This window comes from Bordetella parapertussis, from assembly GCF_020735925.1.
Classification (GTDB): domain Bacteria; phylum Pseudomonadota; class Gammaproteobacteria; order Burkholderiales; family Burkholderiaceae_B; genus Bordetella; species Bordetella pertussis.
The window spans coordinates 1,955,805-1,974,790 of sequence record NZ_CP085971.1 but is presented as its reverse complement, the minus strand read 5'-3'; the positions used below and the strand labels follow the sequence as shown (position 1 = coordinate 1,974,790).

19 protein-coding genes and 1 tRNA gene are annotated in these 18,986 nt (G+C 68.7%); 5 read left to right on the top strand and 15 right to left on the bottom strand.

What is annotated here, in order from left to right; genetic code table 11:
• Positions 1–7: 7 nt before the first annotated feature.
• From LK409_RS09490 to cysS, 8 genes are all read right to left on the bottom strand, one after another.
• Positions 8–322, bottom strand: coding sequence for an NIPSNAP family protein (locus LK409_RS09490; RefSeq protein WP_003810016.1), 315 nt, complete (start codon positions 320–322; stop codon positions 8–10).
• Positions 323–363: 41 nt separating this feature from the next.
• A complete protein-coding gene (locus LK409_RS09485; RefSeq protein WP_010928464.1) occupies positions 364–864 on the bottom strand; it encodes a cupin domain-containing protein in 501 nt (166 codons plus the stop codon).
• Between the two features lie 365 nt (positions 865–1,229).
• Positions 1,230–1,322: transfer RNA gene (locus tag LK409_RS09480), tRNA-Ser, on the bottom strand.
• An 84-nt stretch (positions 1,323–1,406) separates the two neighbouring features.
• Positions 1,407–2,672 (bottom strand): aspartate kinase, encoded by a 1,266-nt coding sequence (locus tag LK409_RS09475; protein WP_010930633.1) that lies wholly within the window; start codon positions 2,670–2,672, stop codon positions 1,407–1,409.
• A 99-nt stretch (positions 2,673–2,771) separates the two neighbouring features.
• Positions 2,772–3,737, bottom strand: a complete 966-nt coding sequence (gene tilS / locus LK409_RS09470) for a tRNA lysidine(34) synthetase TilS (protein WP_169507386.1) — start codon at positions 3,735–3,737, stop codon at positions 2,772–2,774.
• Between the two features lie 129 nt (positions 3,738–3,866).
• Positions 3,867–4,832, bottom strand: coding sequence for an acetyl-CoA carboxylase carboxyltransferase subunit alpha (locus tag LK409_RS09465; protein ID WP_003810007.1), 966 nt, complete (start codon positions 4,830–4,832; stop codon positions 3,867–3,869).
• A gap of 36 nt (positions 4,833–4,868) precedes the next feature.
• The gene (locus LK409_RS09460) at positions 4,869–5,513 is read right to left on the bottom strand and encodes a DNA-3-methyladenine glycosylase family protein (RefSeq protein ID WP_003810006.1); all 645 of its coding nucleotides are present in this window, start codon (positions 5,511–5,513) and stop codon (positions 4,869–4,871) included.
• Between the two features lie 20 nt (positions 5,514–5,533).
• The gene (gene cysS / locus LK409_RS09455; protein WP_003810003.1) at positions 5,534–6,991 is read right to left on the bottom strand and encodes a cysteine--tRNA ligase; all 1,458 of its coding nucleotides are present in this window, start codon (positions 6,989–6,991) and stop codon (positions 5,534–5,536) included.
• Between the two features lie 239 nt (positions 6,992–7,230).
• Between cysS and LK409_RS09450 the strand changes: the two genes are divergently transcribed.
• The 3 genes from LK409_RS09450 (at position 7,231) to LK409_RS09440 (ending at position 9,321) form a co-directional block, all read left to right on the top strand.
• Positions 7,231–7,914 (top strand): tetratricopeptide repeat protein, encoded by a 684-nt coding sequence (locus LK409_RS09450; RefSeq protein ID WP_010928461.1) that lies wholly within the window; start codon positions 7,231–7,233, stop codon positions 7,912–7,914.
• Between the two features lie 128 nt (positions 7,915–8,042).
• The gene (locus tag LK409_RS09445; protein WP_003809999.1) at positions 8,043–8,552 is read left to right on the top strand and encodes a peptidylprolyl isomerase; all 510 of its coding nucleotides are present in this window, start codon (positions 8,043–8,045) and stop codon (positions 8,550–8,552) included.
• The gene (locus LK409_RS09440; RefSeq protein WP_010926282.1) at positions 8,545–9,321 is read left to right on the top strand and encodes a UDP-2,3-diacylglucosamine diphosphatase; all 777 of its coding nucleotides are present in this window, start codon (positions 8,545–8,547) and stop codon (positions 9,319–9,321) included. The genes LK409_RS09445 and LK409_RS09440 overlap by 8 nt, the downstream gene beginning before the upstream one ends.
• A gap of 154 nt (positions 9,322–9,475) precedes the next feature.
• Here LK409_RS09440 and LK409_RS09435 read toward each other — a convergent pair whose 3' ends face one another.
• The 3 genes from LK409_RS09435 to LK409_RS09425 all read right to left on the bottom strand — a co-directional run bounded on the left by LK409_RS09435 (position 9,476) and on the right by LK409_RS09425 (position 12,887).
• Positions 9,476–10,339, bottom strand: coding sequence for an undecaprenyl-diphosphate phosphatase (locus LK409_RS09435; RefSeq protein ID WP_003809994.1), 864 nt, complete (start codon positions 10,337–10,339; stop codon positions 9,476–9,478).
• 24 nt (positions 10,340–10,363) lie between these two features.
• A complete protein-coding gene (locus tag LK409_RS09430) occupies positions 10,364–11,950 on the bottom strand; it encodes a TerC family protein (RefSeq protein ID WP_003809992.1) in 1,587 nt (528 codons plus the stop codon).
• Between the two features lie 154 nt (positions 11,951–12,104).
• Complete coding sequence (locus LK409_RS09425) at positions 12,105–12,887, bottom strand: inositol monophosphatase family protein (protein WP_003809990.1); 783 nt, start codon at positions 12,885–12,887, stop codon at positions 12,105–12,107.
• A 107-nt stretch (positions 12,888–12,994) separates the two neighbouring features.
• Between LK409_RS09425 and LK409_RS09420 the strand changes: the two genes are divergently transcribed.
• On the top strand, positions 12,995–13,771 hold the full coding sequence (locus tag LK409_RS09420; protein ID WP_102967409.1) for an RNA methyltransferase: 777 nt from the start codon (positions 12,995–12,997) through the stop codon (positions 13,769–13,771).
• Positions 13,772–13,926: 155 nt separating this feature from the next.
• Here the strand turns inward: LK409_RS09420 and LK409_RS09415 are convergent, their stop codons facing one another.
• Positions 13,927–14,919, bottom strand: coding sequence for a tripartite tricarboxylate transporter substrate binding protein (locus tag LK409_RS09415; protein WP_010928458.1), 993 nt, complete (start codon positions 14,917–14,919; stop codon positions 13,927–13,929).
• A gap of 161 nt (positions 14,920–15,080) precedes the next feature.
• Here LK409_RS09415 and LK409_RS09410 point away from each other — a divergent pair, with 161 nt between their 5' ends.
• Positions 15,081–15,839, top strand: coding sequence for an IclR family transcriptional regulator (locus LK409_RS09410; protein WP_033446608.1), 759 nt, complete (start codon positions 15,081–15,083; stop codon positions 15,837–15,839).
• Between the two features lie 6 nt (positions 15,840–15,845).
• Here LK409_RS09410 and LK409_RS09405 read toward each other — a convergent pair whose 3' ends face one another.
• The 3 genes from LK409_RS09405 to LK409_RS09395 all read right to left on the bottom strand — a co-directional run bounded on the left by LK409_RS09405 (position 15,846) and on the right by LK409_RS09395 (position 18,969).
• On the bottom strand, positions 15,846–16,679 hold the full coding sequence (locus LK409_RS09405; RefSeq protein WP_010928457.1) for a mechanosensitive ion channel family protein: 834 nt from the start codon (positions 16,677–16,679) through the stop codon (positions 15,846–15,848).
• Between the two features lie 105 nt (positions 16,680–16,784).
• A complete protein-coding gene (locus tag LK409_RS09400; protein WP_003809978.1) occupies positions 16,785–17,891 on the bottom strand; it encodes a DUF1513 domain-containing protein in 1,107 nt (368 codons plus the stop codon).
• A complete protein-coding gene (locus LK409_RS09395) occupies positions 17,881–18,969 on the bottom strand; it encodes an imelysin family protein (protein WP_041937398.1) in 1,089 nt (362 codons plus the stop codon). The genes LK409_RS09400 and LK409_RS09395 overlap by 11 nt, the downstream gene beginning before the upstream one ends.
• Between the last annotated feature and the right edge of the window lie 17 nt (positions 18,970–18,986).

Sequence of the window (18,986 nt, the reverse complement as noted above, 5' to 3'; positions counted from 1 at the left end):
TGGCTTGCTACTGGATGGGCGAGAACGAAACCGGCTTGAGAATGCGGGTCTGCTGCAGGTCGATCAGGTCGGTCACCCGCTCCAGGTACGCCTGCCACTGGGGATCGGCCAGCATGCGCGAGCGGGCCGCGTCGCGTTCATCCAGGCTGTCGTAGGCCCACCAGGCCACCACGTGGTTGAGTTCGCCGATCTCGGACATGAAATAGCCCAGGAAGCGGCCCAGGTACTTCTTCTGCAGCGCCAGGCCGTGCGCTTCGTAGGTGGCCACGAAAAGGCCGGCCTTGCCCGGCTTGATGCGGTAATCGCGTTCTTCGATAAACACTGGAACTTCCGTACGGGTAGAGGTGAAACGGGGCGAGCGGCTCAGGACTTGGCGGTCCAGCCGAATACCGTATTGGCTTCGATGCGGTCGATGTCGGCCGGGCGCGCGAACGGCTGCGGCGCCGGTTCGCCCGGCTGGCGCGCGCGGCCGATCTGGCGAAAGAAATCGTCCAGCCCGCCCGGCATGAGGATCCAGAAGAACGACAGGGGCTCGGGCCCGGCATTGAGAAAGCTGTGCTTGCGCGACTTGCCCAGGAACAGACAGGCGCCCGGGGCCAGCGGATGCTCGACGCCATCGATGAGCGCCGTGCCGGTCCCTTCGGTGATGAAGATCACTTCCTCGCGGTCGTCATGGAAGTGCTCGCGCACGTGGCAGCCCGGCGCGACCGTCTGGGTGCCGGCGCTGAAATCGACCGAGGCGCCGGTGTTCGCGCGGTTGAGCAAGGTGCGCACGAAGCCGTTGGCCGGCACCGGCTGCCAGAAGCTGTCGCCCTCGTCCGGCCCGACCACCACGGCGATGCCGGACTCATGCTGCTGTTTCATATTGCGCTCGTTTTACTGACATGACAGTCAGTATATGGACGAGCAAACGCGGACAGTACTAGGGAATTCCCGGAAAACTGACAATTATGTCAGGACAGGCCTGTTATTCGTAGCGTGCGCGCAACTCGAACTCCATGCGTCCGACGTGGCTCGGTTGCAGGTGCCTGTCCCCGCGGGGACAGGCACCGGGAACGGTGTGGCTCGATCGGGGGTGCCTGTCCCCGCAGGGGCGGGCACCGGGCGTGGCCGGCCGATGGGAGGCCGGGTGACGTGGCTCGGTTGCAGGTGCCTGTCCCCGCGGGGACAGGCACCGCCGCGCCGCAAAAGAAAAAGGCCCTTGATTGCTCAAGGGCCTTTTTGATCTTTGGCGGAGATGGTGGGATTCGAACCCACGATGCAGTTTTTAGCCACATACTCCCTTAGCAGGGGAGCCCCTTCAGCCTCTCGGGCACATCTCCAAAAGAGTCGAGGATTCTAGCACGATTTCCACTGCGTCTGCAGGCGCCCTGCCCCGAACAGCGAAAAATCGTGCCGATCTTTTCCTAGACCTGATCGCCCGGGACCTGGTCCAGGCCGAATGCCTTGTGCAGCGAACGCACGGCCAGTTCCATGTACTTGTCGTCGATGATCACCGAGGTCTTGATCTCGCTGGTGCTGATCATCTGGATGTTGATGCCTTCCTGCGACAGCGTCTGGAACATCAGGCTGGCCACGCCCACGTGCGAACGCATGCCGATGCCGACGATCGACACCTTGGCGACCTTCTCGTCGGTGACCAGTTCGCGCGCGCTCACCGCGGGGATGACCTCGCGCTTGAGCAGGTCCAGGGTGCGCTGGTATTCGTTGCGATTGACGGTGAACGAGAAGTCGGTCGTACCGGCCACCGACTGGTTCTGCACGATCATGTCGACATCGATATTGGCCGCAGCCACCGGGCCCAGGATCGAATAGGCGATGCCCGGCTTGTCCGGCACGGCCAGCAGGGTGATTTTGGCTTCGTCGCGGCTGAAGGCGATGCCGGAGACAACGGCGGCTTCCATTTTTTCGTCTTCCTCAAAAGTAATCAGCGTGCCCGAACGCATTTCTTCTTCGAGCGGGATAAGCGGGTCGGTCAGCGAGGACAGCACGCGGGTCGGAACATGGTACTTGCCGGCGAACTCGACCGAGCGGATCTGCAGCACCTTGGAGCCGAGCGAGGCCATTTCGAGCATTTCCTCGAACGACACCACCGCCATGCGGCGCGCTTCCGGCACCACGCGCGGATCGGTGGTGTACACGCCGTCGACGTCGGTGAAGATCAGGCATTCGTCGGCCTTGATGGCGGCCGCCACGGCCACCGCCGAGGTATCCGAACCGCCGCGGCCCAGCGTGGTGATGTGCCCGTCGTCGTCCACGCCCTGGAACCCCGTCACGATGACCACGCGGCCGGCGTCCAGATCGGCCAGCACGCGCTTGTCGTCGATCGACTTGATGCGGGCCTTGGTATAGGACGAGTCGGTGCGCACCGGCACCTGCCAGCCCGCGTAGCTGCGTGCGGGCACGCCCTCGGCCTGCAGGGCGATGGCGAGCATGCCGCTGCTGGCCTGCTCGCCGGTGGCGGCGATCATGTCGAGCTCGCGGCCGTCGGGCTGCGGGCTGATTTCGCGCGCCAGGCTCAGCAGGCGATTGGTCTCGCCCGCCATGGCCGACGGCACCACCACGACCTTGTGGCCGGCAGCATGCCACTTCGCGACGCGGCGCGCCACGTTCTTGATGCGCTCGACCGAGCCCATCGAAGTACCGCCATACTTTTGAACGATCAGGGACATCTCGTACTCTGGCTGACAAGCCCGCATAGGGTCTGGGCGGGCAAAGCTGAGTATTTTAACGCGACGGTAAAAATTTGCGCAGCGCCGGCGCGCCAGGCCCTAATCGTCGATCCAGACGCGGCCGCGCTCGCAGCGCACGACGCGCCCGGCGTGTTGCCAGCGCAAGTGGCGGTCGTGGCCCAGCGCGTGCAATTGGCGCAACTGGCGCTGCAGTTCCGCCAGCCGCGCCTCGGTCGGCATCGGCGCGTCCTGGCTGGCCAGCCAGTGCCGCAACGCCTGCGCCTGGCGCGCCGCCGACAGGCCGCGCCAGGCCGCCAGCGAAAAACTGCGGCCGGCATCGGCCGGCTCCAGCGTATCGAAATCGGCCCGCGCCACCTCGGCCACGATCTCGGCCGCCTCGGCCATTTGGCGCGCATGGCGCGCCACGATGGCCTGCCAGCCGGGCCAGCGCGCGTCCAGCGCCGGGGCGAGCTGCGTGCGCACGGCGGCGCGCGCATAGCGCGGGTCGGTATTGGTGGGATCCTGCACCGCCTGCCAGCCGCACTGCGCGCGCACCGCGCCGGCCAGCGCCAGGATGGCTGCGCGGTCGACGTCCAGCCAGGGCCGCAGGTAGGCCACGCCGTCGCGCTCGCTGAGCGGCGCCATGGCCGCCATGCCCTGCAGGCCGGTGCCGCGCAGCAGGCGCAGCAGGACGGTCTCCGCCTGGTCGTTGCGGTGATGCGCCAGCAGGATATGCCGCACGCCATGCTGGCGGGCCAGCCCGGCCAGGGCCTGGTAGCGCGCCAGGCGGGCGGCGGCCTCCATGCCCAGCCCCTGGCCCGGCGGCACGGTGACGCGCGCCTCGTCCACCGGCACGCCCAGCAGCGCGCCCAGGCCGCGCACCTGCGCAGCCCATTGGTCGGCCGCCGCCTGCAGCCCATGGTGGACATGGAACAGGCGCAGCGTGCAGCCGGGCGGCAAGACCGCGGCCGCCGCCACGGCCAGCATGGCCGAATCGGCGCCGCCGCTGACGGCCACCGCCAGCCGCGCCGGCGCGGGATCCAGGGCGCGCAGGGCGGCCGCCACCGGCCGGCGCAAGGCCGCGGGGCATAGATCGGAAAGAGAGGGAGCCGGCGCTGCGGTGGAGGTGGACATGGTGGCTGTCGGCGCCGGCGTGACGCGCTGGCGGGCTGGCGTGGCCAGCCCGCGCGGCCGCTAGGCGCGGACTTCCTGGAAGCGCCCGTACGACATCAGGCGCTGCAGGCGCTGGTCGACCAATTGCTCGGGCCCCAGGCCCTGCAGCTGGCGCAGGGCGTCGCCCAGGGCCCGGCGCAGCAGGCGCGCCATCACGCGCGGGTCGCGGTGGGCGCCGCCGACCGGCTCGTTGACCACGCGGTCGACCAGGCCCAGGTCCTTCAGGCGCGGCGCGGTGATGGCCAGCGCCTCGGCCGCCTCGGGCGCCTTGTCGGCGCTGCGCCACAGGATGGACGCGCAGCCTTCGGGCGAAATCACCGAATAGGTTGCGTACTGCAGCATCAGCACGGCGTTGCCGACCGCGATGGCCAGCGCGCCGCCCGAACCGCCCTCGCCGATCACGGTGCAGATGACCGGCACCTTCAGCTCGGCCATGGCGTACAGGTTGCGGCCAATCGCCTCGGACTGGCCGCGCTCTTCGGCGCCGATGCCGGGATAGGCGCCCGGCGTGTCGATGAAGGTGAAGATGGGCAGGCGGAACTTCTCGGCCAGGCGCATCAGGCGCAGCGCCTTGCGGTAGCCCTCGGGGCGCGGCATGCCGAAGTTGCGCGCGGCGCGCTCCTTGGTGTCGCGGCCCTTCTGGTGGCCGATGACCATGCAGGCCGAGCCGTTGAAGCGGGCCAGCCCGCCGACGATGGACTGGTCGTCGGCGTACATGCGGTCGCCGTGCAGCTCATGGAAGTCGGTGAAGATTTCGCGCACGTAGTCCAGCGTGTACGGGCGCTGCGGATGGCGCGCCACCAGCGCGGTCTGCCATGGCGTCAGCTTGCCGTAGATTTCCTTGGCCAGGTTCTGGCTCTTTTGCTGCAGGCGGCCGATTTCGTCGGAGATGTCCACCGCGGAGTCGGCCTGCACGTAGCGCAGCTGCTCGATCTTGTTCTCAAGCTCGGCGAGCGGTTGTTCGAATTCCAGGAAAGTATTGCGCATGTATGTGAGGTTCCGTTGATGGGCGGCCTGGCCGGTTCAGTACTGGACCGCTGCCGGTTCCAGACTGCGCCACAAATACCAGGTCGCCACGGTACGCCAGGGCTGCCATGCCAGCGAGACCTCACGGGCCTCGAAGCGCGAAACGGGCTCGCCGCTGAAATAGTGTAACGAGATTGCCTTCAGCAGCCCAAGATCATCCAGCGGCAGGACGTCGGGGCGCTGCAGATTGAAAATCAAAAACATCTCCGCCGTCCAGCGGCCGATGCCGCGGATCGCGACCAGCTCGGCGATGACGGCCTCGTCGTCCATGGCGGCCCATTTCTCCGGATGCACCAGGCGTTGCCCGAAATGGGTGGCCAGGTCCACCAGGTACTCGGCCTTGCGCTGCGACAGGCCGGCCGCGCGCAGCGCCGGCAGCCCGGCGCGCAGCACGGTGGCCGGCGTGGGGCGCTTGCCCACGGTCTCCAGGAAGCGCTGCCACAGCGCGTCGGCGGCCTTGACCGAGATCTGCTGGCCGATGATGGCGCGCGCCAGCGTCACGAACGGCGAGCCGCGCGAGGTCAGCCAGGTTTCACCGTGCTGGGGGATGATGCGTTTGAGAATGCGGTCGCGGCGCATCAGGTGCGCAACCGCGTCGTCCCAGTAATCGGGCTTGACGATGACGATATCGGCGCTGGACATGGAGCTGCGTTTCCCGGGGCTCAGGCGCGACGCCACTGCGTCAGGCCGCCGGGCTTGTCGTCGAGCTCGACGCCGGCCGCGCGCAGCTCGGCGCGGATCGCGTCGGCGCGGGCGAAGTCGCGCGCCGCCTTGGCGGCCGCGCGCTCGGCGATGCGCGCCTCGATGGCGGCGGCGTCCAGCGCCGCGGCGGGCGCGCCCTGCTCGCGGGCGGCGGCCGAATAGCGCGTGGGCGACTGGAAATAGGCCGGCGGGTCCTGCTGCAGCAGGCCCAGCACCGCCCCCAGCGCCTTGAGCTGGCCGGCGGCGCGCGCGCTGCCGGTGCGGTTGGCCTCGGAGGCCAGCTCGAACAGGGCGGCGACCGCCCCGGAGCTGTTGAAATCGTCGTCCATGGCGGCCTTGAAGGCCTGCGCCTGCGGCTCGCTCCAGTCCACGCCCTGGCCGTCGGCCGCGGTGTTCTGCAGCGCCTGATACAGCCGGTCGAGCGCGTTCTGCGCGTCGACCAGGTTGTCCGGCGCATAGTTCTGCGGGCTGCGATAGTGGTTGCGCACGATGAAAAAGCGCAGCATTTCGGCCTCGCGCGGATTGACCGCGTATTCGGCCTGCGTGTCCGACAGCGCGCCCTGCGCGATGGTCTGGCGGATGGTGCGGAAGTTGCCCAGCGACTTCGACATCTTGTCGGCGTCGACCATCAGCGGACCGCAATGCATCCAGACATTGGCCAGCGCGCCGCCGAACGCCCCCTCGGTCTGGGCGATCTCGTTCTCGTGGTGGGGAAACTTCAGGTCCGGACCGCCGCCGTGGATATCCAGCGGCAGGCCGAGCAGGGTCTTGCTCATGGCCGAGCATTCGATATGCCAGCCCGGGCGGCCCAGCCCATAGGGCGACTCCCATTTGGTGTCGTCCGGCTCCTGCGGCTTGGCCGACTTCCACAGCACGAAATCCAGCGGATCCCGCTTGGCCGAGCCCACCGCGACGCGCTCGCCGGCGCGCAGGTCGTCGAGCGACTTGCCCGACAGCTTGCCGTAGTCGGCGAACCCGCGCACCGCGTAATTGACATCGCCGTCCTCGGCCCGGTAGGCCAGGCCCTTGCTCTCCAGGCGGCCGATGATGTCCAGCATCTCGCCCACGTACTGCGTGGCGCGCGGCTCGCGGTCGGGCGGCTGCACGCCCAGGGCGCGTTCGTCCGCGTGCATGGCGGCGATGTAGTATTCGGTGACCTCGCCGATGCGCCGGCCGGTCTCGACCGCGCGGCGGATGATCTTGTCGTCGATGTCGGTGATGTTGCGCACGTAGTCGACCGCCAGCCCGCTGGCGCGCAGCCAGCGCTGCACCACGTCGAAGGCCACCAGCATGCGGGCGTGCCCGAGGTGGCAATAGTCGTAGACGGTCATGCCACACACGTACATGCGCACCTGGCCGGCATGGGCCGGCTTGAACGGTTCTTTGGTACGCGACAACGTGTTGTAGATGTGCAGCATGGCGCTCTGGAATTGTTGGAAAGGTTGCGCGGGCAAGGCAGCACCGCCGCCGCACCCAGGCTGCCCCGGGGCGCCGCGGCGGGCCCGCCGGCAGGCACATGGCGCCGGCCCGGACAGCCTGCACGGCCGCGCTCGAGCCTGAAACGCAACCAGGGCTAAAATGGCGATCGTCAAGTATAGCAAGCGGCCTGACTGCACGCGCAGCGCGCGGTTCCCCGGGCCTTACTACGGATGCCATCGTGACCACCAAGCCGCGCCTTTGCACTGTCCTCCTGACCCTGGCCATCGCCATATCGGCCAGCGCCCCCGTGCTGGCGCAGTCGATGGCCGGCGGCTCGGCCAAGAACCGCTACGCCAACCAGACCAAGCTGGACCCCTACCCGCCCGAAGGCGGCTGGCAGGGGCTGGCCAACCTGCTGGAGGCCGCCAAGCCCGGCGTAGACACGCGCCTGGACCCCACGCCCTCGCAGATCACCGACCGCATCGAGGAGCTGCTCAACCGCGGCGCCAACGAAGAGGCCCTCAGCCTGATCGAGCGGCGCGAGGCCGCCATCAAGGGCCAGCGCGGCGCCGACGTGCAGCTGATGTTCCAGCACGCCCGCGCGCTGGCCGCGCTGGGTCGCGCCGACGAGGCCATTGCGGTATACAGTGACATGACGAACCAATTCCCGGAGCTGCCCGAACCCTGGAACAACCTGGCCGCCATCTATGCGTCGCGCGGTGAACTCGAACGCGCCCAGGACAGTCTACAGATGGCCCTGCGCGCGAATCCCGACTACGCCGCCGCGCGCGCCAACCTCGGCGACATCCAGCTGATGATGGCCCTGCGCACCTACCGCCAGGAGGCGGCTCGCGGCGTGCCGGGCATGAAGGCCCGCGTCGAGGAAATCGAATCCCTGTTGAAGGATAAACAGCCCAAATGATGTTCCGCCATTTTCCGCTTAAGATGCTGCGCCTGACGGCGTGCACGATCGCGCTGGCAGCCCTGCTGCCCGCAGGCGCGGGCGCCCAGCCCGCCAACTCCACCCCTACTTCAAAAGGCACCTCATCCATGAGCACGAATCCCCGCGTCAAGCTGCACACCAACCAGGGCGACATCATCATCACCCTGAATGCCGAAAAGGCGCCCAAGAGCGTGGAAAACTTCGTCGCCTATACCAAGGACGGCTTCTATGACGGCACGGTGTTCCACCGCGTCATCGACGGCTTCATGATCCAGGGCGGCGGCTTCGAGCCCGGCATGAAGCAAAAGCCCACCAAGGCGCCCATCGAGAACGAGGCCAACAACGGCCTGAAGAACGACAAATACACGCTCGCCATGGCCCGCACCAGCGATCCGCACTCGGCCACCGCGCAGTTCTTCATCAACGTGTCCGACAACGACTTCCTCAACTTCACCGCGCCCACGCCCAACGGCTGGGGCTACGCCGTGTTCGGCGTGGTCACCGAGGGCACCGAGGTGGTCGACAAGATCAAGAACGTCAAGACCGGCAACCGTGGCTTCCACCAGAACGTGCCGGCCGAGGACGTGATCATCGAAAAAGCCGAAGTCCTTGAATAAGCTGGCGCTGCAGGGGCCGTTGTGGCTGGCTTCCGACCTGCACCTGGGGCCGGCCACGCCGGCCACCGCCGAAGCATTCCTGGGACTGCTGCAGGCCGCCGCCGACGAGGCGTCGGCCCTGCTTCTTCCGGGCGACATCTTTGACGCCTGGATCGGGGACGACGTCATCCGGGCCGCGCCGCCCTGGCTGGCGGCGGTGCTGCAAGGCATCCGCGCGGCCGCCGGGCGCATTCCGGTCTACCTGGGCCGCGGCAACCGCGACTTCCTGATCGGCCAGGAGCTGGCCGACGCGCTCGGCGCGCATCTGCTGCCCGAGCCGGTGCTGCTCGAAACCGACTACGGCCGCATCCTGCTCACGCACGGCGACGAGTACTGTACCGACGACAGCGCCTACCAGCAGTTCCGCGCCATGGTGCGCAACCCGCAATGGCAGGCGCAGTTCCTGGCCATGAGCATCCCCGAACGGCTGGCCATGGCCGAGCAGGCCCGCGGCGAAAGCCAGGCGGCCAACCAGGCCAAGTCGATGGAAATCATGGACGTCAATCCCGCGTCCGTCGAGGCCGCCCTGCGCGAGGCCGACGTCGATGTGCTGGTGCATGGCCACACCCACCGGCCGGCGCGCCATGTGCTGTCGGTCGACGGCCGCAAGCGCGAACGCTGGGTGCTGCCGGACTGGGACTGCGACCACGCCGACCCGCCGCGCGGCGGCTGGCTGGTCATCGACCGCGATGGCCTGCAGTGCTTCGACCTGGTCGAAGACGAAGATTGAAGACCCCGCCATGAGGCCCCTGTCCTCGCAGGAATCCTGGTGCCTGTCCCCGCGGGGACAGGCACCCCGTCATGCGCCATGAACGCTTGACGGCCGGGACGGTATCTATCCGCGCCGGGAAAAAGAGCCTGTCCCCGTCGGGACAGGCTCTTTTTCATTTGGCGTAGATCCAGGCGGCCACCACCAGGCCCAGGGCGATGCGGTACCACGCGAACACGCGGTAGGTATGGTTGGCCACGAAGCGCAGCACCGCGCGCACTACCACCAGCGCACTGAGAAAGGCCGCCACGAAACCCACGGCGATGGCCGACATGTCGTGCTGGCTGAGCAGGCCGATATTGCGGTACAGGTCGTAGACCGCCGCGCCCAGCATGGTCGGCATGGCCAGGAAGAACGAGAACTCGGTGGCGGTCTTGCGCTGGATGCCGGCGATCATGCCGCCGATGATGGTGGCGCCCGAGCGCGAAACACCCGGGATCATGGCCACGCACTGCGCCACGCCCACGCCCAGCGCCTGCTTGGCGCTGATCTGCTCCAGCGTATGGGCGGTGGCGCGCTCGTCCGAGGCGGTATCGTCGGCCGCGCCGGGCGCATCGCCCGGCGTGTGCGGCGCGCGCCGCTCGACCCACAGCATGATGAACCCGCCCACCACCAGCGTCACCGCCACCACCCCGGGGTGGTAGAAGACCTGCTTGATGGACTTGATGAAGATGGCGCCGATGACCGCCGCCGGCAGGAACGCCAGCAGCAGGTTGCGCGTGAAATTGACCTCCTGGCGCACCCCGGTCAGGGTGCCGCGGATCAATTGCCACAGGCGGGCCCGGAATATCCACATCACGGCCAGGATGGAGCCGAACTGGATGACCACCTCGAACACCTTGCCCGAACTGGACGCGAAGTTGATCCAGTCGCCGATGACGATCAGGTGCCCGGTGCTGGACACCGGGATGAACTCGGTCAGGCCTTCGACGATGCCGAGAAAGAATGCCTTGAGCAGGTGGAGCGTGCTATCAGTCACTAATCAGTATCCGGGTAAGAACGGTTAATCGGCGTCGGCCGCCTCGCTTTCGTCGACGGTGTCGTAGGGCAGGCGCTCGACCCGCACCAGCGCCACGCGCCGCCCATCCATCTGCAGCACTTCGAAGCGCACGCGCCGATGATGGGATCCTTCGAATTCGCAGGTATCGCCGGGCTTGGGCAGATGGCCGAAACGGGCCAGCAGATAGCCTGCCAGGGTGGAGTAGTCCTCGGACTCGTCGATCAGCCCCTCGATCTCCAGCACCTGCTCCAGGTGGTGCAGGTCGGCGGCGCCGTCTACCTTCCAGACATTTTCGCTTTCGGCGACGATGTCGGGCAGTTCATCCTCGTCGGGGAACTCGCCGGCGATGGCCTCGAATACGTCGATGGGCGTCACCAGCCCTTCGATGGCGCCGAACTCGTCGGCCACCAGCACCAGCTGGCCGCGCGAACGCTTGAGGGTGTCCATCAGGCGCAGGATGCCGATCGACTCGTGCACGATGATGGGGTCGCGCAGGCGATTGCGGCGCACCCGCCCTTCCGTGATCAGGTCGGCCACCAGGTCCTTGGCGCGGCCGATGCCCACCACTTCGTCCAGCGAGCCCCGGCACACCGGGAAGAAACTGTGCGGCGCGGCGGTCAGCTGCTGGCGGATGGTGGCGGCGTCATCATCGATATTGACCCACGACACATCGGTGCGCGGCGTCATGATGGAGCGGATGGAACGTTCGGCCAGCGTCAGCACGCCGCTGACCATGTTGCGCTCTTCCACGCCGAACGCCGGCACGGCGGGCATGGCGCTGGGCAGGTCGGACTCGTCGCTGGCGGGCGGGCGCTTGCCCAGCATGCGCAGCACCGCCGTGGCGGTGCGCTCGCGCATCGGACGGCGCGCGTCCAGCTTGAGCAGGTTGCGGCGCGCCACCTGGTTGAGCGCCTCGATGGCCACGGAAAAGCCGATGGCGGCATACAGGTAGCCCTTGGGCACCTTGAAGCCGAAGCTCTCGGCCAGCAGCGAAAAGCCGATCATCAGCAGAAAGCCCAGGCACAGCACCACCACCGTGGGGTGCGCGTTGACGAAGCGCGTCAACGGCTTGGACGCCAGCAGCATGATGCCGATGGCGATGATGACGGCGATCATCATGATCGCCAGGTGGTCCACCATGCCCACCGCGGTGATGACCGAATCCAGCGAGAACACCGCGTCCAGCACCACGATCTGGGTCACGATGACCCAGAAGCTGGCATAGACGCGCGGACCGCCCGTGTCCAGGCTCTGGCCGCCTTCGATGCGTTCGTGCAGCTCCATGGTGCCCTTGAAGAGCAGGAACAGGCCGCCCAGCATGAGAATCAGGTCCCGGCCGGAAAACGACATCGGTCCCACGGAGAACCACGGCGTGGTCAGCGTGACCAGCCAGGACATCACTGACAGCAGGCCCAGGCGCATGAGCAGCGCCAGGCTCAGCCCGACGATGCGCGCGCGGTCGCGCTGCGCGGGGGGCAGCTTGTCCGCCAGGATGGCTATGAAGATAAGGTTGTCGATCCCCAGTACGATTTCGAGGACGACCAAGGTAAGCAGGCCGACCCACGCGGCGGGGTCCTGCAGCCACTCCATCAGGAGCTCCGGAAGTTTTGGAACCGGTAATCGTACATGGAAATGCCATGACACGCCGGTGACGGCGCGCGGCCGCGCCTGCGCCGGCGCGGCCCGGCGACCGCGCATCCAGCGTGGGCGCGGCCTGCCGGCCGATCAGCCGGCGTATGGCGCATCAAGCCGTACGGGGCTGCAGCGCGGTGAGCATGTGGGTGAAGACCTTGGGCGTGCCCGCCAGCACGTTGCCGGTGTCCAGCCAGCCCTGCTCGCCGTCGAAGTCGGCAAGCAGGCCGCCGGCTTCCAGCACCAGCAGGCTGCCGGCGGCCACGTCCCAGGGCTTGAGGCCCACGCCGCAAAAGCCGTCGAGGCGGCCGCAGGCCACGTAGGCCAGGTCCAGCACGGTCGATCCCAGCCGGCGCACGCCGGCGCTGCCCTCGGCCATGGCGCGGAAACGGCCCGAGCCCTGGTCGGGGTCGGTCGAGTGCGGCCAGTGCGCGCCCAGCAGCGCGTCGTGGTAGCGGATGCGGCCCGACACGCGCACCCGGCGATCGTTCAGGAACGTGCCGCTGCCGCGGCTGGCCGTGAACAGCTCGTTGCGCGACGGATCGTAGACCACCGCCTGCGTCACCTGGCGGCGATGCAGCAAGGCGATCGAGACCGCGTAATTGGGCAGGCCATGGATATAGTTGGTGGTGCCGTCCAGCGGATCGATGATCCACTGGAACTCGGCCTGCTCGGGCCCCTGCAGGCCGAACTCCTCGCCCAGCACCGCATGGTCGGGATAGGCCGTGCGCAGGACTTCGACGATCGCCTCCTCGGAGGCGCGGTCGACTTCCGTGACATAATCGCGCGGCCCCTTGCGGGCCACGGTAAGGCGCTCCAGGTCGAGACTGGCGCGGTTGATGATGGTGCCGGCACGCCGGGCCGCCTTGATGGCGGTATTGAGCATCGGATGCATAGAATTCCGTACAAACGCAGTGAGGGCGGCCGCCTTGCAAGCCGGAAAAACACGCGGCCAATACAATCGGAAACCAGGAAGGCGCTAAGCCAAGCATGGCATTTTAAATGACTCAAGCATTTTCACGCGTTCGGTTCATCATGACCCAGTCCAGCCACCCTGGCAACGTGGGTTCGGCGGCCCGCGCGATCAAGACCACGGGCTTTGGCGAATTGGTCCTGGTCGCCCCCCGTTTTCCCGACATGACCGCCCAGCCGGAGGCCGTGACGCTGGCCAGCGGGGCGCTCGACGTGCTGGAGCGCGCCGCCGTCCACGACACGCTGGAAGAAGCGCTGGCCCCGGTCACCCTGGCCTTCGCCCTGACCGCGCGGGTGCGCGACCTGGGCCCGCCCCCCTGCGACATCCGCGAAGCGGCCGGCCTGGCCCGGCGCCACCTGGACGACACCGAGGCGGGCGTGGTGGCGATCGTTCTGGGCACCGAGCGCGCCGGGCTGACCAATGCCCAGATCGAGCTCTGTCACCGTATTTGCCATATCCCGGCCAACCCGCAATACAGCTCGCTGAACGTCGCCCAGGCCCTGCAACTGGCCGCCTGGGAGCTGCGCTATGCCCTGCTGGCCGGCACCGGCCAGTCGCTGCTGCCGGCCTCGTCGGCCCAGCAGGCCAACCCGGGCGCCGCCCCGGCCGACGGCGCGGCCGTCCAGGCCCTGCTGGCGCACTGGGAGCAGGCGCTGGTCGCCGTGGGCTTTCTCGACCCCGCGCATCCCAAGAAACTGATGCCGCGCATGAAGCACCTGCTCACGCGCAGCGCGCTCAGCCGCGACGAAGTGGACATGCTGCGCGGCGTGTGCACTGCCATGATCGCCCCGAACCGCCCGAAATAACCCCCTTCCCGGCGCGCCGGTGGGGTGCCTGTCCCCACACGGGGAGCGACTCCAGCGGCAAGGGTGCCTGTCCCCGCCGGGACAGGCATCCGCACGGCTCCAAAAGCAAAGACGCCCTCGCGGGCGTCTTCTTCACGCTCGAGACGGACCGGCCGTCAGTCCACCGTGGCGCCCGAGGCCTTGACCACCGGGGCCCAGCCTTCCACTTCGGACTTGATGAAGGCGCCGAACTCGGCCGGCGTGGTCTTCTGCGCCACCGCGCCCAGCTTCTCGTACGACTGCAGGACCTCCGGCTTGTCCAGCGCCTTGACCATGGCCGCGTTCAGCGTGTTCACGACTTCGGGCGGGGTGCCGGCCGGGGCGATCAGGCTGAACCACGACGACACGTCGAAGTTCTCGAAACCCGATTCCTTCATGGTCGGCAGGTCGGGCGCGCTGGCCGAGCGCTCGGTGGTGGTCACCGCCAGCGCGCGCAGCTTGCCGGCCTGCACGTGCGGCCACGACGACGGCATGTTGTCGAACATGAACTGCACCTGGCCGCCGATCAGATCGGTGACCGCCGGGGCGCTGCCCTTGTACGGCACGTGCAGCACGTCGATGCCGGCGCGCTGCTTGAACAGCTCGCCGGCCATGTGGATCGAGGTGCCGCTGCCCGACGAGGCGAAAGCCAGCTTGCCCGGGCTGGCCTTGGCATAGGCCACCAGCTCCTGCACCGACTTGACCGGCACCGAGGGGTTGAGCACCAGGATGTTGGGCACCTTGGCGCCCAGCGCGACCGGCGCGAAATCCTTGGTCAGGTCGAAGTTGACGTTCTTGTAGAGCGTCTGGTTGATGGCGCTGGTCACCGCCACGAACAGCAAGGTGTAGCCATCCGGCGTGGCGCGCGCCACATAGTCGGTGGCGATGTTGCTGCCGCCGCCCGGCTTGTTCTCCACCACGAACGACTGGCCCAGCGCCTCGGTCAGTTCCTTGGCCATGATGCGTGCGATCACGTCGGTGGTGCCGCCGGCGGAAAAGCCGACCACGATGCGCACCGGCTTGTCGGGATAGGCGGCATGGGCCGTCGCGCTGATGGCGGCGGCGCCCAGGATGCCGGCAAACAGGCGCACGGCAAAACGCCCGAGACGAGGCAGCTGACTTTTGGTCATCGGAAGGTCTCCTGAAAAATGTCCATGTAATGGACGTATAAGAATTGTTTAGCCGGTGATTTTGCTCTATACACAGGCGCCAGGGCAAGGTAGAGTCCACTGTGCGGACGATGGTTTTCCCTGGTTCCGCCCCTGCATACCCGATCCGATATCCAAGCACCATGCAAGAGACTGATTCCGGTGCCGGCCCGCGCACCCTGCGGCGCGGCCTGATGGTACTGGCCGCCCTGCGCGACCAGGGCCCGCGCGGCCTGAGCGTCACCGACATCGCGCGCCAGACCGGCATCCAGCGCCCCACCATCTACCGCCTGCTGGCCGCCTTGCTGGACGCCGGGCTGGTGGTCCCGCTGCAGGGCACCAAGAAATACCGCACCCAGCTGGCGGCCGACGCCGACCTGGCGGCGCCCGACCCGCGCGTGCGCCAGATGCTGCCGGTGCTGCGCCGGCTGGCCGACCGCACCGGCGACGCGGTGTTCCTGGTCGTAAGGGACGGCGACGACTCGGTCAGCCTGCACCGGGAAATCGGCAGCTACCCCGTGCAGATCCTGGCCACTTACGCCGGCAAGCGCCAGCCGCTGGGCGTGGGCTCGGGCGGCATGGCGCTGCTGGCCGCCCTGCCCGACGAGATAGCGCACGCCATCGTCCAGCGCAACTCGGGCCGGCTGGACGAATATGGCGGCATGACGCCGCAAGAGATGCACCGTCTGATCGAAAACACGCGCGCGCGCGGCTACTCGGTGGTGGGCAACCACGCGGTGCGCGGCGCGCTGGGCGTGGGGTGCGCGCTGCTCGACGCGCAGGGCGCGCCCGTGCTGGCCGTCAGCGTCACCGCCATCATCGACCGCATGCCGGCGCAACGCCAGCGCGAGATCGCCGGCTGGATCGGCGCCGAACTGGCCCGCCTGGCGCCCAAGGCGTAGCGGGCCTCAGGCGGCCGCGTCCTTGCCGCCGCCCTGGATCTCGCGCACCGGGATGGGCGCGCGGAACCCCGCCTCGCCCAGGGCGCGCCGGATCTGGTGGAACAGGTCCCAGCGCAGGTCCCAGTATTGCGCGGCCTGGGTCCAGACGCGCACATTGACCACCGTGCCGTTGTCGCGGTATTCGCTGGCCTTGACGATGGGCGCGGGATCCTGCAGCACCATCTCGTGGCCGCGCACCAGCGCCTCCAGCCTGGCGATGGCCTCGCCCAGGTCGTCGCCATAATGCACCGTCACCGGGATATCCAGGCGCCGGTTGGCGTTGCGGCTGTAATTGATGATGGTGGCGTTCCAGACCGTGCTGTTGGGCAGGGTGATGTGGATGCCATCGACCTGGACCAGGCGCGTCAGGAACAGCCCCACCTCCTCCACGGTGCCGTCCGAGCCCGAACTCAGGGCCACGTACTCGCCGGCGCGGATCGGGCGCAGGATCAGCAGCATGATGCCCGCCGCGATGTTCTGCAGCGTGCCCTGCAGGGCCAGGCCCACGGCCAGGCCGGCGGCGCCCAGCACCGCGATCAGGCTGGCGGTCTGCACGCCGAAACGGGCCAGCACCGCGATCAGCGTGAAAATGCGCATCGTCCAGATCACCGTGCTCTGGAACATCGGCACGATGGTGGGATCGATGCGCGGCGAGCGCTGCGCGGCGCGCCGCACCCAGCCGCCCAAGAGCGACGAGGCCCACCAGCCCAGGATGAGGATCAGCAATGCCACGCCCAGGTTGACTCCCAGGTCGACGAGCTGCGGCATCAGGGTGGAGATTTCGTTCAGGGTTTCTTTCATGCGGGCTCCTGTCAAGATTCGCGCGCGCGGCGGCGCGGCGCCAATAGCGCAGACTCTATCAGACGCGGCCCGGCGCGCCCATGACGCACGCGCCGGGCCGCAGGACTAGGCCGCGTAGCGGCGCAGATGATTGTCCCAGGAAACCTGGCCGCCGGCCTCCAGCATGGCCTGCGCGCCGCCATCCGGCCCGCCGTGCACCATTGCGCCCAGCCCGCTGGAAATCAGGAAGCCGCCCGTCTCCAGCGGCGCCACCCCGCAGCCGTCGGCCAGCGCCGTCACGCCCAGGCAGCGCCCCGTGGCGCTGTCCCAGTACGCCACCTGCCCGCCCACCGGGCTGGAAGTCGCGATGACCCGGCCGCCATCGCCCGCCGCCACCGAGCCGATGTAATTGCGAAAGCCGCGCAGCGTCTCGGCCGGTCCGGCGTACAGCTCGATGGCGCGGCCGCGCCGGTGGCGCCCCACCAGGGCCGGCCGCTCCGACTGCGGCCCCATGTGCTGGCAGCCGAACCAGACCGCGCCATCGGCGGCCACCGCCAGATGGCGGATCGACAGCCGATGCAGCGCCGGATCGAGTTCCACTTTCTCGAGCAATCGGCCGTCGCTCGCGTCCAGGTAGGCCAGCGACGCGCGCATGCTGTCCAGGTTCAGTTCCAGCTTGCCGTAGTCGGGGTGCGTCAGGATCCCCCCGTTGGCCACGCACACGGTCTTGCCGTCGGGCAGCAACAGCGCCTCGTGCGGGCCGATGCCGGCGGTGTCGAACTCGCCCAGGCGCCGGTAGCCTCCGCCCGCCGAGGCGTCGTAGACGCCCAGCACGCCGCGGCCGGCCTCGTAGTCGTTCTCGGTCGCCAGCATGCGCTGCCCATCGGGCAGGAACAGCCCATGGCCGAAGAAGTGGCGTTGCGGCGCGGCGGCCAGGGCCAGCGGCGGTCGGGCGCCATCCACGCTGAACGCCACCGCGAAGAACCCCGGCTGGCGGCCGAACACCACGGCGCGGCGGCGCGGCGCGTCCAGCGCGAAGCTATGCCCGCGCGCCGGCATCGGTACGGCGAGGCGGTCGCGGCCATCGGGGCCGAGCACGACCGCCTCGTACCGTTCGCCGCGCCGGCGCGCGGCAAGGTACAGCGGATCGGCCTGGGTGGTTGCCCACAGGGCGCGCGGTGCGGCGCCGCCGGCCAGCGCCAGCGCCAGGAAGGCGCGACGGTCAATCTCCATCGAGGGCATTGAATCCTATGGTCACGCCGACGGCGGGCGCCAGGTTCTGGTCCACCACGTCCTTGGCGTTCTTGATCACCAGGGCGGCCAGCGCCAGCGCATCGCGCGGCTCGCCGTCCTCGGCCAGCGCCTCGGCCGGCCCTTGGGCCCGCTCGGCGGCGCCGGCCGCCTGGTCCAGCTCGCTCTTCACCGTGGCGTCGATCCAGCCAGCGTCGCCCAGCGGATACCCGCCGGCCTCGTAGAACGCGCGCATGCCGCGCAATCCGGCCGCCAGCGTGGCGGCCGTCTGGCCGCTGCGCCAGAACGCCGCGCGCTTGGGCCGCGCCGCCGCCGCGCTCTGGCCCAGCACCGGCAGCAACTTGACGTCGCGCGCGAACTGCAGGCCGGTCGACAAGGCCTTGACGGCCTCGGCCGCCACTTCCTGCGGGCTGCGATACAGATCATTGGCCGGCGCCGGATGGGTGAACTGGCGGCCGAACTCGCCCTGCGCGCTCCACGCCTGCGCCAGCTCGCCGGCCAGCCCGGCCGCGTTGCGCGCCATCGCATGCGCCAATTGGCAGCCATAGGCAAAGCCGGGCGCATCGGGCTGCTGCAGCAGGCCGGCTTCGCCATACAGCACGAACTCCAACGCCGGCAGGCCCTGCAAGGCCACGCTGCGGCCGGCCAGCGCGCCGGGCTCCAGCAGCGCCGGATCCGCTGCGGCCAGCGCGGCCTGCACCTGGCGCGCCATCACGTTGCGGGTATCGGGCCAGAACGCCAGCCGCTCGTAGCGATTGCCCTGCACCAGCGGTCCGAAACGCAGGAATTCCACGCCGGCCCAGGCGCGCGCCACCTGCGCGAAACCCGTGCGGACCTGCGCGGCCCCGGCCGCGTCGGGCCGCGCGCACCATTTGCCCAGGTCCTCGTTCAGGGAGTGCGTAGCCTGGGCGAACCGGCCGAAAGCCGGCCGCGCATAGCCATCGGCCAGGCGCGTGCCCAGGTCGGCCGGCAAGCCGGCCTGCGCGCCGCCGGCGGCAGCGGCCAGCGCCAGCGCGGCGCCCGCTCGGCGCCAGCGATGCGGTATCAATCCATGCAGCATGGCCAAACACTCCAAAC

What these genes read in the sequence shown, in the direction of transcription:
- LK409_RS09485 (WP_010928464.1), bottom strand. Translation starts at nt 864, where the DNA reads ATGAAACAGCAGCATGAGTCCGGCATCGCCGTGGTGGTCGGGCCGGAC.
- LK409_RS09475 (WP_010930633.1), bottom strand. Translation starts at nt 2,672, where the DNA reads ATGTCCCTGATCGTTCAAAAGTATGGCGGTACTTCGATGGGCTCGGTC.
- LK409_RS09465 (WP_003810007.1), bottom strand. Translation starts at nt 4,832, where the DNA reads ATGCGCAATACTTTCCTGGAATTCGAACAACCGCTCGCCGAGCTTGAG.
- LK409_RS09460 (WP_003810006.1), bottom strand. Translation starts at nt 5,513, where the DNA reads ATGTCCAGCGCCGATATCGTCATCGTCAAGCCCGATTACTGGGACGAC.
- cysS (WP_003810003.1), bottom strand. Translation starts at nt 6,991, where the DNA reads ATGCTGCACATCTACAACACGTTGTCGCGTACCAAAGAACCGTTCAAG.
- LK409_RS09445 (WP_003809999.1), top strand. Translation starts at nt 8,043, where the DNA reads ATGAGCACGAATCCCCGCGTCAAGCTGCACACCAACCAGGGCGACATC.
- LK409_RS09430 (WP_003809992.1), bottom strand. Translation starts at nt 11,950, where the DNA reads ATGGAGTGGCTGCAGGACCCCGCCGCGTGGGTCGGCCTGCTTACCTTG.
- LK409_RS09425 (WP_003809990.1), bottom strand. Translation starts at nt 12,887, where the DNA reads ATGCATCCGATGCTCAATACCGCCATCAAGGCGGCCCGGCGTGCCGGC.
- LK409_RS09420 (WP_102967409.1), top strand. Translation starts at nt 12,995, where the DNA reads ATGACTCAAGCATTTTCACGCGTTCGGTTCATCATGACCCAGTCCAGC.
- LK409_RS09415 (WP_010928458.1), bottom strand. Translation starts at nt 14,919, where the DNA reads ATGACCAAAAGTCAGCTGCCTCGTCTCGGGCGTTTTGCCGTGCGCCTG.
- LK409_RS09410 (WP_033446608.1), top strand. Translation starts at nt 15,081, where the DNA reads ATGCAAGAGACTGATTCCGGTGCCGGCCCGCGCACCCTGCGGCGCGGC.
- LK409_RS09405 (WP_010928457.1), bottom strand. Translation starts at nt 16,679, where the DNA reads ATGAAAGAAACCCTGAACGAAATCTCCACCCTGATGCCGCAGCTCGTC.
- LK409_RS09400 (WP_003809978.1), bottom strand. Translation starts at nt 17,891, where the DNA reads ATGGAGATTGACCGTCGCGCCTTCCTGGCGCTGGCGCTGGCCGGCGGC.
- LK409_RS09395 (WP_041937398.1), bottom strand. Translation starts at nt 18,969, where the DNA reads ATGCTGCATGGATTGATACCGCATCGCTGGCGCCGAGCGGGCGCCGCG.